Annotated in this window: 14 protein-coding genes; 5 read left to right on the top strand and 9 right to left on the bottom strand. The window is 62.3% G+C overall.

The window, feature by feature from the left end:
* Positions 1–10: 10 nt before the first annotated feature.
* The 4 genes from C7G42_RS01065 to C7G42_RS36085 all read right to left on the bottom strand — a co-directional run bounded on the left by C7G42_RS01065 (position 11) and on the right by C7G42_RS36085 (position 4,420).
* Positions 11–2,500, bottom strand: coding sequence for a DNA translocase FtsK (locus C7G42_RS01065; RefSeq protein WP_106947271.1), 2,490 nt, complete (start codon positions 2,498–2,500; stop codon positions 11–13).
* 9 nt (positions 2,501–2,509) lie between these two features.
* Entirely contained in the window at positions 2,510–3,724 is a 1,215-nt protein-coding gene (locus C7G42_RS01060) for an aminotransferase class I/II-fold pyridoxal phosphate-dependent enzyme (protein ID WP_106947270.1), read from the bottom strand.
* A 229-nt stretch (positions 3,725–3,953) separates the two neighbouring features.
* Entirely contained in the window at positions 3,954–4,166 is a 213-nt protein-coding gene (locus tag C7G42_RS01055; protein WP_283809844.1) for a hypothetical protein, read from the bottom strand.
* Positions 4,112–4,420, bottom strand: a complete 309-nt coding sequence (locus C7G42_RS36085) for a GFA family protein (RefSeq protein ID WP_283809839.1) — start codon at positions 4,418–4,420, stop codon at positions 4,112–4,114. Before C7G42_RS36085 ends, C7G42_RS01055 begins: the two co-directional genes overlap by 55 nt.
* 456 nt (positions 4,421–4,876) lie before the next feature.
* On the opposite strand from C7G42_RS36085, the gene C7G42_RS01050 reads away from it, so the two are divergent.
* The 3 genes from C7G42_RS01050 to C7G42_RS01040 all read left to right on the top strand — a co-directional run bounded on the left by C7G42_RS01050 (position 4,877) and on the right by C7G42_RS01040 (position 8,877).
* On the top strand, positions 4,877–6,808 hold the full coding sequence (locus tag C7G42_RS01050; RefSeq protein WP_158537561.1) for a ribonuclease H-like domain-containing protein: 1,932 nt from the start codon (positions 4,877–4,879) through the stop codon (positions 6,806–6,808).
* On the top strand, positions 6,787–7,953 hold the full coding sequence (locus tag C7G42_RS01045; protein WP_106947268.1) for an adenylosuccinate synthetase: 1,167 nt from the start codon (positions 6,787–6,789) through the stop codon (positions 7,951–7,953). The genes C7G42_RS01050 and C7G42_RS01045 overlap by 22 nt, the downstream gene beginning before the upstream one ends.
* Positions 7,954–8,577: 624 nt before the next feature.
* Positions 8,578–8,877, top strand: coding sequence for a hypothetical protein (locus C7G42_RS01040; RefSeq protein ID WP_106947267.1), 300 nt, complete (start codon positions 8,578–8,580; stop codon positions 8,875–8,877).
* Between the two features lie 155 nt (positions 8,878–9,032).
* Here the strand turns inward: C7G42_RS01040 and C7G42_RS01035 are convergent, their stop codons facing one another.
* From C7G42_RS01035 to C7G42_RS01020, 4 genes are all read right to left on the bottom strand, one after another.
* Positions 9,033–10,481, bottom strand: coding sequence for an ammonium transporter (locus tag C7G42_RS01035; protein ID WP_106947266.1), 1,449 nt, complete (start codon positions 10,479–10,481; stop codon positions 9,033–9,035).
* A 38-nt stretch (positions 10,482–10,519) separates the two neighbouring features.
* Positions 10,520–10,858, bottom strand: coding sequence for a P-II family nitrogen regulator (locus C7G42_RS01030; protein ID WP_008142813.1), 339 nt, complete (start codon positions 10,856–10,858; stop codon positions 10,520–10,522).
* A 311-nt stretch (positions 10,859–11,169) separates the two neighbouring features.
* Positions 11,170–12,471 carry an ammonium transporter gene (locus tag C7G42_RS01025; protein WP_106947264.1) on the bottom strand — a complete coding sequence of 434 codons (1,302 nt, stop codon included), beginning with the start codon at positions 12,469–12,471 and terminating at the stop codon, positions 11,170–11,172.
* A 78-nt stretch (positions 12,472–12,549) separates the two neighbouring features.
* Positions 12,550–12,888 (bottom strand): P-II family nitrogen regulator, encoded by a 339-nt coding sequence (locus C7G42_RS01020; RefSeq protein WP_094894041.1) that lies wholly within the window; start codon positions 12,886–12,888, stop codon positions 12,550–12,552.
* Positions 12,889–13,123: 235 nt separating this feature from the next.
* Between C7G42_RS01020 and C7G42_RS01015 the strand changes: the two genes are divergently transcribed.
* Positions 13,124–14,026 (top strand): DUF4339 domain-containing protein, encoded by a 903-nt coding sequence (locus tag C7G42_RS01015; RefSeq protein WP_106947263.1) that lies wholly within the window; start codon positions 13,124–13,126, stop codon positions 14,024–14,026.
* Between the two features lie 32 nt (positions 14,027–14,058).
* Entirely contained in the window at positions 14,059–14,907 is an 849-nt protein-coding gene (locus C7G42_RS01010) for a DUF4339 domain-containing protein (protein ID WP_106947262.1), read from the top strand.
* On the opposite strand, the gene tesB is transcribed toward C7G42_RS01010, so the two are convergent.
* Positions 14,904–15,767: an acyl-CoA thioesterase II gene (gene tesB, locus C7G42_RS01005; protein ID WP_106947261.1), complete on the bottom strand. Its 864-nt coding sequence runs from the start codon at positions 15,765–15,767 to the stop codon at positions 14,904–14,906. The two genes, C7G42_RS01010 and tesB, sit on opposite strands and share 4 nt — an antisense overlap.
* Between the last annotated feature and the right edge of the window lie 72 nt (positions 15,768–15,839).

Below are 15,839 nucleotides of genomic sequence, written 5' to 3'. Positions count from 1 at the left end.
AGGCTCCGCCTCACATATGGCTGTCTTCTTCCTCGACCAGAATCTCGCGTTTGCCGGCGTGGTTGGCAGGTCCGACGATACCTTCCAGTTCCATGCGCTCCATCAGCGATGCGGCGCGGTTATAGCCGATCTGCAGGCGACGCTGGATGTAGCTGGTCGAGGCCTTGCGGTCGCGTTTGACGATCGCAACGGCCTGCTGGAACAAATCGCCACCGCCATCCGCGCCCATGCCGCTGGCGTCGAACACGGCGCCGCCGTCCTCGTCTTCGGCCGGCTCCTCGGCGGTAACAGCTTCGAGATATTCCGGCTGGCCCTGCGTCTTGAGGTGACGCACCACCTTCTCGACTTCATCGTCTGACGCGAAAGGTCCGTGCACGCGGCTGATCCGGCCGCCGCCGGCCATGTAGAGCATGTCGCCCTGGCCGAGCAGCTGCTCGGCGCCCATCTCGCCCAGAATGGTACGGCTGTCGATCTTGGACGTCACCTGGAAGGCGATGCGGGTCGGGAAGTTCGCCTTGATGGTGCCGGTGATGACGTCGACCGACGGACGCTGCGTCGCGAGGATCACGTGCAGGCCGGCGGCGCGCGCCATCTGCGCGAGGCGCTGCACGGCGCCTTCGATGTCCTTGCCGGCGACCATCATCAGGTCGGCCATTTCGTCGACGATGATGACGATGTAGGGCAGCGGATCGAGCGAGAGCTTTTCTTCCTCGTAGATCGCCTTGCCGGTTTCCTTGTCGAAGCCGGTATGCACCGTGCGCGTCGGCTCCTCGCCCTTGGCCTTCAACTCGCCCAGGCGCGTGTTGTAGCCGTCGATGTTACGCACACCGAGCTTGGCCATGTTCTTGTAGCGCTCTTCCATCTCGCGCACGGCCCATTTCAGGGCGACCACCGCCTTCTTCGGGTCGGTCACGACGGGCGTCAGCAGATGGGGAATGCCGTCATAGACGGAGAGTTCGAGCATCTTCGGATCGACCATGATCAGGCGGCACTGGTCCGGGCGCAGCCGGTAGACCAGGCTGAGGATCATGGTGTTGATCGCGACCGACTTGCCGGAGCCGGTGGTGCCGGCGATCAGCATGTGCGGCGTGCGCGCGAGGTCGATGATGACGGGGTCGCCGCCGATGGTCTTGCCGAGGCAGAGCGGCAGCTTCGCAACCGAATCGACAGTCTCCTTGGCGACCAGCAGCTCGCGCAGATAGACCTTTTCGCGATGCGCGTTCGGCAGCTCGATGCCGATGGCGTTACGGCCGGGTACGACGGCGACGCGTGCCGACAGCGCGCTCATCGAACGGGCGATGTCGTCGGCCAAGCCGATCACGCGCGACGATTTGATGCCGGGCGCGGGCTCGAGTTCGTACAGCGTGACCACGGGGCCCGGATTGGCCTTCACGATCTCGCCGCGCACGCCGAAATCCTGCAGCACGCCTTCGAGCGAACGCGAATTGGCTTCGAGCTCGGCCTTGCTGAGCGGCTGGCGATCTCCGGCCTTAGGCGCGGCCAGCACCGAGACGGATGGAAGCTCGAACTTGTCGGAGGATTTCTTTGCGGGGGTCTTCGGCGCGGCCTTCTTGCGCGGAGCGCGCGCGGCCGGCTGTTCTTCCTCCTCCTCGTCGTCCTCTTCTTCGTGCTGGTCCTCGTAATCCTCGTCCCCGTCCCCGTCCTCGGCCCGCGGCGAGATCGACGGCGCGGCGCGGCCGCCGCCGAGATTCGGCTCCTGGCGGCTGAACGCGGCGGCCTTGGTCTTCGGGCCGCTCGAAACGAGCGAGCGGTAAGCGGCACCACACAGCCAGATCAGCCGCGCCTTGGTGCTCATCAGTGCATGGAACAGCCAGCCCAGCGACACCGAGCCGCGATCGTTCTCCTCGTCCTCGTCGAGCGGCTTGTCGTCGTTCTCAATCTCCGAGAGCTCGTCGTCATGCTCGCGGGCGCCAAGACCGCAGGCGATCAGGAAGGTCGCGGCCATCGCGGCGAACAGGATCGTGCCCAGCACGATGCGATAGATCGTACCGGCTGGCCCGAAAATCACCGCGGGCGCGCGCACGAGCGCATCGCCGACCACGCCGCCGAGGCCGGTCGGCAGCGGCCATGCACCGCCATGCGGCCAGCAGCTGACGAAGCCTGCCGCGATCACCGTGCAGAGAATCCAGGAGCCGAGCCGCAGCGCCTCGCGGTCGAACGGGCGGTGGGTCATCATGCGCCAGCCCCAGACCGCGACGGTCAGGACCAGCATGATGGCGCCGAGCCCGAGGATCTGCATGGCAAGGTCGGCGCCGATCGCGCCAGCATAGCCGAGTATGTTGCGGATCGGCCTTGAGGTTGCGTGGCTCAGGCTGGGGTCCTGCACCGACCAGGTCATCAGCGCTGCCGAGGCGACGCCCGACAACGCGATCAGGCCGAAGCCGGAGAGCTCGCGCACGCGCCGCGCCAGGCCCTCACGGATCGAAGGCGGCAGATGGCCGACCAGGGGAATGACACGTTCGATTGCCGACATGCTCATGGGCCCCGCCTAACCCAGAGTCTCGACCAGCCGGTGCAGCGCCTGCGCCGTGGTCTCGCCATCCTGCACCAGCGCCAGGCGGATGTAGCCTGCGCCGGGATTGAAGCCATCGGGCTGTTGCCGCGCCAGAAAGCTGCCGGGCACCACGCGCACGCCGGCTTCCTTGAACAATTTCAGACACACCGACACGTCGTCGCCGATCTCGGACGTGTTGAGCCAGACGCAGAAGCCGGCATCGGGCCGGCGATAGCCGTAACGATTGCCGATGATCTGGTCGGCGAGATCGAACTTGATCCGGTAGAGCCTGCGGTTTTCCTCGACATGCGCTTCGTCGCCGTAAGCATAGGTCGCGACATGCTGCAGCGGCACCGGCACCTGCGGCGCGGCGATGTTGCGCAGCTCCAGGAACATGCCGATGAATTTCTTGTCGCCGGCGGCAAAGCCGACGCGCAGGCCCGGAAGGTTCGAGCGCTTCGACAATGACTGGAACGCGGCCACGCGGGTGAAATCGGGGCCGGCGCATTCGAGCGCGCTGCCCGGCGCTTCGCGGGTATAGATTTCCGAATAGCACTCGTCGCTGAGGATCATGAAGCCGTGGCGATCGGCGAGGCTCTTCAGGCGCGTGAAGTAGTCGCGCGAGGCGACCGAGCCCTGCGGATTGGCGGGCGAGGCCAGATAGAACGCCACCGTGCGCGCCAGCGTCGCCTCGTCGATGGCATCGAGATCTGGCAGGAAGCCGTTCTCGACCGTGGTCGGCAGATAGACCGGCTCGCAGGCCGCTGCACCGGCGCCCGCGCCATAGACCGGATAGAACGGGTTCGGCATCAGGATCGCCGGCTTGCCGGGACGCGGGCCGACATAGCGGGCGGCTGCGATCGCGGCGAGGAACAGCCCTTCCCGGCTGCCATTGAGTACGAGAATTTCGCTCTTTGGGTCGAGCGCTCGCGGCAGCTTGAAGCGCGACGACAACCAGGCGCTGGCCGCCGCGCGGAACGGCTCCGTGCCCTGGTTCATCGGGTAGCGGCCGAAATCGGCGATATGCTTGGCCAGCACCGGGCCGACGAAGTCGGGCACGGGATGCTGCGGCTCGCCGACCGCGAGCGAAATCAAGGGTTTGCCGGGCTGATGCGGCGCCAGCAGCTCGTTCAGCCTGACGAAGGGCGAGCGTTCGTTGTTGGAGCTTCCACTGGCCTGTGGCGCACGGGATGAAGCGGTCATGACCATTCTGGGCGCCAGCACTCTTGGAACAGCCGGTCGCGCGAAGGCCCCGGCGGGAAGCGGTTCAGTTCACCATAGATAGGGCGAGGTTAAGACGCGATTAACCATCGGTCGGCTGGTCCGTCCAGAGCCCGAATTATGCGGCCGGATAGCGGAGATGCATGGGCTGCCAAGCTCCCTCATGGCCGGGCCTGTCCCAGCCATCCACGCCCTTCTGACGAGATCCAAGCGCGCCTCAGCGCGCCGGCAGCTTCTCGAACGTCGCCATGCGCGATGGGATCGCGTGAAACTCCTGCTTGTCGCAGGTGTAGATCGCCATCTGCGGATAGAACTTCGTTGGATCATCCAGCGTGCCGACCTCCAGGATTGCGGCCGGTAATCCCGGAACCTTGGTCACCAGATGCGTGCCACATTCGCGCAGAATTCCCGCGCTACGCGCGTTCGAGATCCTTGCGCGTGAAACTGCTTGGGCTGGCCCCTGGTGTAGCTGAAGCCGGCCGCCGGCATCGCGATGAAGGTGTTGGGCGCGCCGCCCGAGATGTACTGGCATTCGCGGCAATGACACTGCGCCTGCATCATCGGATCACCTTCGGCCACGTAGCGAACTTCGCCGCAATAGCATCCGCCTTCCAAACGCATGACGACCTCCCGATTTGTTTTCGTTGGGGTCGATATCTCTGCGCCGCCGGTGCGGAATGGCAATCCTTTTCTTCTATGAGGGAGACGCATGAAGGTTGCGCTTTCCGCCAAGCCGCCCCGAACGTATGCCCGGGCAGCTACCCTGGGGGCGGCTTGCGCAAACGCGGCGGCAATCGGTTCCGAGGTCGCTCCATCGGCGGATGCTTCCCCTGCGCCGGGTCCGGCGCGGACAGGGCCCATTTCAGCCAACCTACCTCCTGCTCCCGTTCGACTAACGCCCTTGCAACTTCTGATTGGGTCATATCGAGGTCCTTGGCATAGGCTGCCAGCCACTTCTTGGTATCGCGGTGCAGATAGACAGCTACCTGGGGGCGCATTTTTCTGTGTCTCCAGAGTCGATATGACTCTCGAAATATTGACCCTTCTGAGGGGCTGTGCAAACACTTTACGATGTTTCCGGACGTGCCAAATCGCGCATACGAGGAGCGACGACACTCGCGTCCATCGGCGGAGCAAGCTGTGCTTTTTCCTGATGTGTTGCCCGCAGAAACGCTCGATCGCCAAGGTCGGAAAGGTCGACCGGCCAAGGCTGCGAAGGCGTCTGCGGCGTTGGCCGCCCGGGAAGCCTTGGGACTAGAGAACGCCAGCCGGGTTCTGTTCCTGGACGTTGAGACGACCGGTCTGAGTTGGTTCTACGATGAGATAACCTTGGTCGGCTGGGCTCGCGACGGCGTCTATCGCGTCTACGTCGCGGGCCAAGATCCATCGGACCTCTTAGCCGACCTCTCGCAGGCGGGTACGTTAGTCACGTTCAATGGAACGCTCTTCGACCTGAAATTTCTTAAGAAGACCTTCGGCGAGATCCCGCTTCCGCAGGTTCATATCGATCTCCGGTACTTGTCAAAGAGGGCCGGGCTATCAGGCGGACAAAAGTCGATTGAGGCTGAGCTGCGCCTTGCCACCCGTGAGGGTGTAGAAGGTCTCGATGGCGCCGCCGCCGTCTTGCTCTGGCACGAATTTGTGCGCGGTGATCATGAGTCCCTTCATCGATTGGTTGATTATAATCGGCGCGACGTCCTTGCGATGTGCATGATCCTCGATCGGGTCGTTGATCGCCTTAATGTGCAACAGGACTTGTGGTTTCAAGGCCCGAGATTTGAAGACTGGGCAAGGCCCGCTCTCGAAAGTGACTTGCCGCGCGGGTTGGCAGGTAAGCCGAGCGTGCAAAGGAAGGCCCGGACCTTTGAATCTCTCTTCAAGAGCACCCCCGCTGCGAAGGCCAAGATCATCGGAATTGATCTGACCGGGGCGGAGAAGCGTCCTTCGGGCTTTTGTGTCTTGGACGGAAACGCCGCCGTTACATCCACTATCAATGCAGACGCCGAGATGCTTAGCCGAATTCTGGCGGAAAAGCCGGCCTTGGTTTCGATCGATTCGCCGCTATCCTTGCCCGAGGGACGGATCAGCGTCAGCGACGACGACCCAGGGCGCTCTGAGTTCGGGATCATGAGACGATGTGAGCGCGAACTGAAGCGCCGGGGTATCAACGTCTATCCCGCGCTCTTGCCGAGTATGCAAAGGCTGACCGAGCGAGGCATGAGGCTGGCGGAAACTATCCGCAAACACGGGATTCCGGTGATCGAGAGCTATCCGGGGGCGGCCCAGGACATCATGGGCATTCCCCGAAAGGGGGCGGGCGAGAAGTATTTGAAGCAAGGGCTTGCTGAATTTGGCATCTCCGGCCCGTTCGAGACGGAAGCCGTAACCCACGATGAACTCGACGCCATTACCTCAGCCGTAGTAGGATCGTTCTTTCTTTCGGGCCAGTTTGAGGCGTTGCGCGGGCCCACAGAAGGAGCGTTAATCATTCCGGATCTGAAATCCAGCGGATCGGCGGGCTTGGTGGTCGGCATCAGCGGTCGGATTTGCGCCGGCAAGACGACGGCCGCTCGGCTGTTGGAGCAGCGCGGCTTCGCGTATACGCGGTTTAGCTTGGTCATCGACGATGAGATTCGAGTGCGGGGGGAGGCCCTGACCCGTGCGAACCGCCAGCGAGTTGGCGAAGAGGTCCACAAAGACAAAGGACAGGGGTGGCTCTGCGAGCGGGTTCTGGAGCGTGTGCCCAATCGGTCCCTGGTTGTTGTCGACGGACTCCGGTTCCCCGAGGACCACGCGTTCTTTGCCGAACGATTTGGCTCTCGTTTCGTTCATCTGCATCTGACCGCCGCGGCCTCGATCCGGGAAAGCCGCTACCAGAGCATTGCTCGCGGCGAGCTACCATTCGGTGAAGCGGAGCGGCAGCCCGTCGAGGCCGAAATCGATCGACTCGCTGGTCTCGCCGCGACGAGCATGGAGAACGTAGGTACGATCGAAGAGCTGGAGCGCGTCGTAGTGCGCGCCGTAGCTGAGTATTCTGACCAGGAGCTACCATGCCCATCTCCGTCGTCGTAGGCGGTCAGTTTGGATCTGAGGGCAAGGGCAAGGTTGCGCTTGCAATCGCTCGGGAGGAAAACGCAGCAGCAGTTGTCCGAGTTGGATGCACAAATTCGGGTCATACCGCCATCGATGGCAAAGGCCGGAGCTGGGCCTTGCGGCAGTTGCCCGCGGCGATTCTCGCGCCCGGAGTCGTCGCAGTATTGCCTGCTGGCGCAATCGTTGACCCGGAAATCTTTCTTCGAGAGGTGGACGCGCTCGGGCTTGGTGCCGACAGGGTAATCGTAGACCCGTGCGCAAGCATCATCTCGGAGGACGATCGTTCCGCCGAACGTTCATCGGGCCTCATCGGTGAGATTGGATCGACCGGATCTGGAACGGGCGCTGCACTCGTACGACGCATAATGAGGCAGAATGACACTCAATTGGCGGGCGCTGTTGACCGGCTGCGTCCATTCGTTCGTGATTCAACGGCATTCATGCGAGCGGCCCTAGACCGAGGGCGATGGATTGTGATTGAGGGCTCCCAGGGGTTTGGGCTTTCCCTGCTGCATGGCGGCTACTACCCACACGCGACCAGTCGAGATACGACGGCAGGCACATTCGTGGGCGAGGCAGGCTTGAGCCCGCTCGATGTGAAGGATGTCACCTTGGTGCTGCGCAGCTTTCCAATCAGGGTGGCTGGAAATTCAGGGAAATTGCCGAACGAGACGACTTGGGACGCGATAGCCCAGAGCGCCGGGTTACCCGCAGGCTATCATGAACTTACTACAGCCACGAAGAAGGTAAGGCGAGTTGGTCATTTCGAAGCCACGATTGTTAAGCGCGCGATGGCTATCAACAGGCCCACACGGATTATTCTCAATCATTTCGACTACGTCGATCCAGGCGTCCGCGATGGTCAGATTAATGCTAGCGCACTTTCGTTTCTCAAAAAGGTGGAAGACGGCATTAATTGCAGAGTCGACTTCGTGGGCACGGGTCCGGCTACGCTGATCTCGCGTGATGCGATACACGTCTACCAAAGCACGCCGAGGGATAAGTTTGCTTCCTCCGTTAGTAATCTTAAGAGCCCATACTTGGCAAAATCACCAACGTCTCCAACGTATCTGTCCTGCACAAGAATTCCCTACTTTCTAGCGGGCTCGGCCGGAATTTGTTGACCGTCGATTCGAGCTCTAAGCTCCTTCAGCGATTCTTCGAGCTCGCGAATCTCACGACGCTGGGCTTCAATCGTCTTTCGGCTTTCGTCGGAATTCGCTGAGAGCTGATCAACTTTGACTAGAGCGGTGCTAGCTTTGTCCTGGACTGTTTGAACTAAAGCTCCAATTTGGCCGAAGTATTGGTGCAGAGCGACGATGGTGGAAAGAACCATATCTCGGATTCGATTTGCATGAACGTGATGGAGTTTCTTGGAAGCGTTATCTTCTTATTTCCTCCGGGCTTAAATTCATCTACTACCTTCCGCCCTTCCGTCGTCCATCGAATGACGCTGCCGCCAGGACGCGCCTCATATGAAGCTGACTTAAACCGGCCTTTGTCGTCGGGAAAAAAAGGGTGCATCATGCCAGTGATGCGCACGTAGTTTTTGAAATGCTCGGACCATAGCAGGGCTGGTTCGATGTCTGGTAGTGGATCAATATATTTGAAGTATTGGAATCGGTGCTCCGCTTCGGCTGGACTGTCAACGGGCGGAAGGTCAAGGTCGTCACATATTGGGAGGTAGGGCACGGCTCACCAAATTTCATCGCTTCAATCGAATGGGACCACTGCCTCAAGGATAGCACATGCGCCCTGAACTCGTCTGGCTTGTTGGGTATTTGGCAGCTCTTGCCAGTGGCGTCACCATGATTGTGACCGGTGCTTACCTCCTGCGAAAGGTGGTCGAAGATCTTTCGAACAGCTTGGAGTGGAAGTCATATGTGCTCCGGGCCTTTCGCACTGCACCCGGAATGATGTTGCTTGTTTGGGGCGCTATCTTGGTCACAATTATGGTAGTCCACGTTTCGGCGGTGCCCTTTTCCATAAAGACGGCATCAGAACCTTGGACGGTGCTCGACGCGATTCCGATCCAAATGGCTCCCTAACCTCGGCTTGAGGCGCTCCCACCTCTCGTAAGGCTGCCAAAAGAAAGGGGCTCCAACTTGCGCTGGAGCCCCTCGACGGTCAGGGCATTGCCGGGTATGTGCCCGAACCGTAGTTGTGGACGTGGTCTCCGAGGAGACCACGTCCGGGAGGAGACTTACATGTTGTAGGCGCGCTCGGTGTGCTCGGTGATGTCGAGACCTTCCCGCTCGCTCTCGACATTGGTGCGCAGACCAACGATCACGTCGACGACCTTGTAGAGGATCGCCGAACCGATGCCCGACCACACCAGCGTGGTGCCGACGCCCCAGATCTGGGACATCATCTGCGCTGCGAAGTCGTAGTCGGCGACCTTCGGCGGGATCGCGGTGTAGTCGATGATTCCGGCGCCGCCGAGGGCGGGGTTGACGAGAATGCCGGTGCCGAGGGCGCCGACGATGCCGCCGACGCAGTGCACGCCGAACACGTCGAGACTGTCATCGTAGCCGAGCGCGTTCTTCACGACGGTGCAGAAGAACAGGCAGACCACGCCGACGATCAGGCCGAGGACGATTGCGCCCATGACGCCGGAGAAGCCGGCGGCAGGGGTGACGGCCACGAGGCCCGCGACAGCGCCGGAGATGACGCCGAGCACCGACGGGTGACCCTTGATGATCCACTCGGCAAACATCCACGACAGCGCGGCCGCTGCGGTGGCGACGAAGGAGTTGGTCATGGCCAGCGCGGCGCCGCCATTGGCTTCGAGGTTGGAGCCGGCGTTGAAGCCGAACCAGCCGACCCAGAGCAGCGAGGCGCCGATCATCGACATGGTCAGCGAGTGCGGAGCCATCAGCTCCTTGCCGTAACCGACGCGCTTGCCGATCAGGAGAGCGCCGATGAGGCCTGCGATGCCGGCGTTGATGTGCACCACGGTGCCGCCAGCGAAGTCGATCGCACCCTTCTTGAAGATCCAGCCGGCGTCGGCGTTGAGCTCGTCGAGCTTGGCCTGAGCCGCGGTCTTTGCCGCCGCGTCAGTGGCAGCAGCGAGCGCCTTGGCCGCATCCTGGATCAGGTCCGGACCCTGCCAGTACCAGACCATGTGCGCGATCGGGAAGTAGATCAGCGTGACCCAGAGCGGGATGAACAAAGCGATCGCCGAAAACTTCATGCGCTCGGCGAAGGCGCCGACGATGAGGGCGGGCGTGATCGCCGCGAAGGTCATCTGGAAGCACATATAGATGAGCTCCGAGATGTTTGCGTCGACCGAGAAGGTCGCGGCCTTCGAGTCGGTGGTGACGCCCATCATGAAGGCCTTGGAGAAGCCGCCGATGAAGTCGGAACCGCCGGTGAAGGTGAGGCTGTAGCCGTACACGGCCCAGATCACGGTGACGACGCAGACGGTGTAGAACACCTGCATCAGGACCGAGAGCATGTTCTTGGAACGGACGAGACCGCCGTAGAACAGCGCGAGGCCGGGGATCGTCATCAACAGCACCAGCACTGTCGATGTCAGCATCCAGGCGTTGTCTCCCTTGTTGACCGTTGGCTCGGCGTAGGCTGCGGTCGCAGCGAACAGGCCGACTGCGAGAGCCGCCAATCCCGCGCCATAGGGACGCTTGAACGTCATATTATTCACTCCTGATTGGATAAAGGTTGAGCGCGAAATCAAAGGGCCGCGGCATCGGCCTCGCCGGTGCGGATACGCACCGCGTGGTCGAGGTTGATGACGAAGATCTTGCCGTCGCCGATCTGTCCGGTTTTTGCGGCGGACGTGATGGCGTCGATGGTCTTGTCGACCTGGTCGGAGGCGACAGCGACCTCGATCTTGATCTTGGGCAGGAAGCTCACGGCATATTCGGCGCCGCGATAGATTTCCGTATGGCCCTTCTGGCGGCCATATCCCTTGACTTCCGTCACCGTGAGACCGTGAACGCCGATGGCGGTCAGGGCGTCACGGACTTCTTCCAGCTTGAATGGCTTGATAATCGCCATAACAATTTTCATGGGTCCTATCCCCGCTTGGGCCCGGTCCGGACGTGGCCGGGCGCTTCTCGACTGGTTCGCCACGAGGGAGAAAGTTCACTACGCGGGCACAGCCATGACCCATAGAATCAAATGCCGTGCCAGATCGGGCGCGTTGCCTAACGGGCTATGAAAACGGGTGTTTTCGCAGTTGACGCGTATTGCGGTGCAGTGCGCTATTCCGTCGCGCTCAAAACGTGGTCATGTCTGCTCAAAATGAGAGCATGACAGGCTGCTGACACAATACTGCACATGGGTCGGGCAGCTAAGAGGTAATAAAGTAGTGTCGTGGCTTATTGCAGCGCCTCGCCGTGCTGCGAAATATCGAGCCCCTCAAGCTCTTGCTCACGGGATACGCGCAGGGGCACGAACAGGCCGACCAGCTTCAGCAGGATGAAGCTCACGCCAGCCGACCAGACGAAGGTGACGGCGACGCCGTAGAACTGGATCAGCAGCTGCTGCGGGTGGCCCTCCAGCAGGCCGGCGGTGCCGCCGATGGCGCTGGTTGCGAACACGCCGGCAAGCAGGGTCCCGGTCAGCCCGCCGATGCCATGGACGCCGAACACGTCGAGCGAATCGTCATAGTCGAAGCGGTGCTTCAGCCAGGTGCAGGCCCAATAGCAAACCGAACCGGCGACGATGCCGATAACGATGCCGTGCCAAGGCGCCACGAATCCGGAGGCCGGCGTGATAGTGCCGAGGCCTGCCACCGCGCCGGAGATCATGCCGAGCACGGAGGGCTTGCGCCGCGTCGACCATTCGATCGCGCCCCAGGTCAATGCGCCGGAGCAGGCTGCCAGATGCGTTGCGATGATCGCCATCACCGCGCGCGAATTGGCCGCGCCCGCCGAGCCGCCGTTGAAGCCGAACCAGCCGACCCACAACAGGCCGGTGCCCATCACCGCGAGCGACAGATCGAACGGCGACAGATTTTCGGTACCGTAGCCGTGACGGCGCCCCATCACCTTTGCCGCAACGAGGCCGCCGGTGCCGGCCGACAGATGCACAACGAGGCCGCCGGCGAAATCCAGTACGCCCATGCTGCTGAGGAAGCCGCCGCCCCACACCCAATGCGCCAGCGGAATGTAGACGAAGATGAACCAGGCGACCGAGAACAGGAGATAGGCCGAGAACCGCATCCGGTCGGCGACCGAGCCTGCGACCAGCGCCACGGTGATGATGGCAAACGTCATCTGGTACAGCATGAACAGTGCTTCCGGGATGGTCTTCGCGGCCGGATTGACACTGTCCATGGTCATGCCGGCGAGAAACCAGCGGTCGAGCGTGCCGATCCATGGGCCGTCGCCGACGAAGCACAGCGAATAACCGAACGCGACCCAGAGGATGGAGATGATCGTCACCGCGGCGAGGCTTTGCGCCATGGTCGCGAGCACGTTCTTCTTGCGCACCATTCCGGAATAGAACAGCGCCAGGCCCGGGATCGTCATCATCAGCACCAGCGCGGTAGCGACGATCATCCAGGCGGTATCGGCGGTGTTGATCTCGGAGACCGCGGCGCGCGCCGGCGAAGCCATGACCGACACAAGTCCGATCGGCGCAGCAAAAGCAGCTGCGCGGCGCAAATATCCCGCCATGTCGTTTCCCCCGGCATCAATTGGCGTCGCACATTGTGGCGTCGTTGCCCGGTGCGATCGAAGACAAGAAGATTCGTGTTAGAGCGCGTCGCTGTCGGTTTCGCCGGTGCGAATGCGCACCGCGTTGTCGATCGGCGTCACGAAGATCTTGCCGTCGCCGATCTGCCCGGTGCGCGCGGTCGCAGTGATCACGCTGACCGCCTTGTCGGCGACGTCGGAGGCGACCGCGATCTCGATGCGCAGCTTTGGCAGGAAGTTCACGACATATTCGGCGCCGCGATAGATCTCGGTGTGGCCCTTCTGCCGGCCATAACCCTTCACCTCGGTCACGGTCATGCCGTGGACGCCGATCGCCGTCAGGGCCTGGCGGACCTCATCGAGCTTGAAGGGTTTGATGATCGCGACGACGAGTTTCATGGTCAGGCCTATTCCCCGGGATGCGCCGCGCCGTATGTCCCCGGCGCAGCGTCAATCTGGCATCTTTCCGGGCAAATGGCATAAAAAAGTTGCAGACTGAAGCGGAAAAACGTTTGGCCATGTGAATGGCCGCCTCTGTACAGGGCAAGTGTTCATCCTTCACAATGCATTTTTGGCATGGATGCGTGAACCCGCGCCTGCCAGGCGGTACATAAGTATTTTGAGGGGGCGCTTCATGGCGAGTTGGTTCTACGCATCCGAGGGCAAGCAACAGGGGCCCTTTCCGGAAGGGCAATTCCGCGATCTCGTCGCCCAGGGCGTCGTGCGACCGGATACGCTGGTCTGGTCCGAGGGCATGGCCGGCTGGCAGAAGGCCGCCGAAATCCCCGGCCTGATCGGAGGCGGCGGCGCGCCGCCGATGATCCCGGCGGGCGGCCCGCCGATGATGGGCTCCGGTGGCTATGCCGGCGGCGACGGAATCGGAGGCGCAGGATCGCTGGCAGTCGATTTCGGCATCCTCGAGTTCACCTGGCGCACGCTCGTGCTGCTGATCGGATCGTGCTTCGTGATCCCGGTGCCGTGGCTGTTCGTCTGGTACACGAAATGGATCGTGTCCTGCGTGAAGGTCCCTGGACGGCCGAATCTCAGCTTCACCGGCAACGCGATGGCGATGGTGCCCTGGTTCTTCGGCTTCATCGTGCTGGCGATCGCGATCGGCTTCATCGGCAGCCAATTGCTGAGCAATCTGCTGTTCATCGTCCAGCTCGTGCTCTATTGGCTCCTGGTCAAATGGATGGTCGCGAACCTCGCATCCAACGGGCAGCCGTTGGGCCTGAGCTTCACCGGCTCGATCTGGGCCTATGTCGGCTGGAATCTGCTGTTCGCGATTTCCATCATCACCATCGTCGGCTGGGCCTGGGTCGCTGCAGCCCAGATGCGCTGGTTCTGCAGCAGCATCGAGGGCACGCGGCGCGAGATCGTCTTCAAGGGCAGTGGTCTCGGCATCCTCTGGCGCGGCATCGTCGCCGCGATCCTGTGCAGCCTCATCATCCCGATTCCGTGGGTGTATCGCTGGATCATGAACTGGTTCGCATCGGAGACCGTTCTCGCGCCGCGCGGGTCGCAGGCGGCCATGTGACGGTTGCTGGCGTTCGGTAGCGAGCAGACGAGATGTCGAATCGAATCTGGTTTCACGCATCCGAGGGCCAGCAGAAGGGTCCGTTTCCAGAGGCGCAGTCCCGCCATCTGATCGCGCGGGGAATCGTGCGGTCAGATACGCTGGTCTGGAGCGAAGGGATGGCGGGCTGGCAAAAGGCCGCCGCGGTCCCCGGTCTCGTCCCCGGCGCGTCACCTGCGGTGGCCTCGAGCGGCGACAGCGGAGGCCGGCTGTCGGTCGACCTGCCGCTGTGGTCGTTCCTTGGCTGGTGCATCCTGCTGGTGATCGGCAACGCCGTCGTGGTGCCGGCTCCATGGACCGCCACCGGCTACTACCGTTGGCTCTTCCCTCGCGTGCACGTTCCGCAGCGGCCGAACATCGGCTTCACCGGCCAGGTCGGCGATATCTGGTACGTCTTCGTTGCGATGGCGCTGGCGGGCTATGCGGGTCTCGTGCACGACCTGTTTCAGCTTGCGGCGATTCCGCTCCAGGCCTTCCTGTCGTGGATGGTGATGCGCTGGGTGGTCGCCAATCTCAGCTCGAACGGTCAGCCGATTCCGATGACGTTCAACGGCAGCCCATGGGCCTTCATCGGCTGGCAGCTTCTGATGTTTCTCGCCATGTTCACGATCATCGGCTGGGCCTGGGTCATGGCCGCATGGATGCGCTGGATTTGCCGAAACATCGGGGGAACACGGCGCGAGATGATCTTCGTCGGCACCGGCCTTCAGCTGCTGTGGCGAACCCTCGCATTCGGTTTCGGCTGCCTTCTGATCATTCCGATTCCGTGGCTGCTGCGCTGGTACTTCACGTGGACCACGGCACAGTTCGAACTCGTCGAGCGCAGAACCGCGCCAGTCTAGGACTTCCGCTCGCGCACGGAGCCTTCCTGCGCCACAGAGGCGACCAGCGTCCCGTCCGGCTTGAAGATCGAGCCGCGGGTCAGGCCGCGGCCGCCGCGCGCGCTCGGCGAATCCTGGGCGTAGAGCAGCCATTCGTCGGCGCGGAACGGCCGGTGAAACCACATCGCGTGATCGAGGCTGGCCGGCATCATGCGCTTGTCGAACAGCGTGCGGCCATAGCGGGCCATGATCGCGTCGAGCAGCGAGAAGTCCGAGGCGTAGGCGAGCGCACACATGTGCAGCGCCGGATCGTCGGGCAGTTTCGCGGCGGTCTTGATCCAGACATGGATGCGGCCGTCGTCGATCTTCTGGCCGAAATAACGGCCGAGCTCGACCGGGCGCAGTTCGATCGGGCGATCGGATTCATAGTAACGGCGGATGAACTCCGGCATCTCCTTGAACATCGGCTGCTTCGCCACCTCCTCCGCCGTGAGTTTCTCCGGCGGCGGGACGTCGGGCATCTTGTCCTGATGGTCGAACGCACTTTCCTCCTCGGTATGGAACGAGACCATGATCGAGAAGATCGCGTTGCCGTGCTGGATCGCGGTAACGCGGCGGGTCGAATAGCTCTTGCCGTCGCGCAGGCGTTCGACCTGGTAGATGATCGGGATCTGCGGATCGCCCGGCAGGATGAAATAGCAGTGCAGCGAATGCGGCAGCCGGCCCTCGACCGTGCGGCAGGCCGCGACCATCGCCTGCCCGATCACCTGGCCGCCGAACACCCGCTGCCAGCTGGTCTTCGGGCTGTTGCCGCGGAACAGATTCACCTCGAGCTGCTCGAGGTCGAGGATCGAAATCAGGTCGATCAGGCTTTTGGACATGGAGTGAGCTTTCTCGCCGTCGTTCCGGGCCGATGCTCCGGAATGACACAATGGGGCCGTTCCGCCCTTGTT

Origin of the sequence: Bradyrhizobium sp. MOS003, assembly GCF_003020125.1 — a bacterium.
GTDB lineage: Bacteria > Pseudomonadota > Alphaproteobacteria > Rhizobiales > Xanthobacteraceae > Bradyrhizobium.
This window is presented reverse-complemented; position numbering and strand designations above follow the sequence as displayed.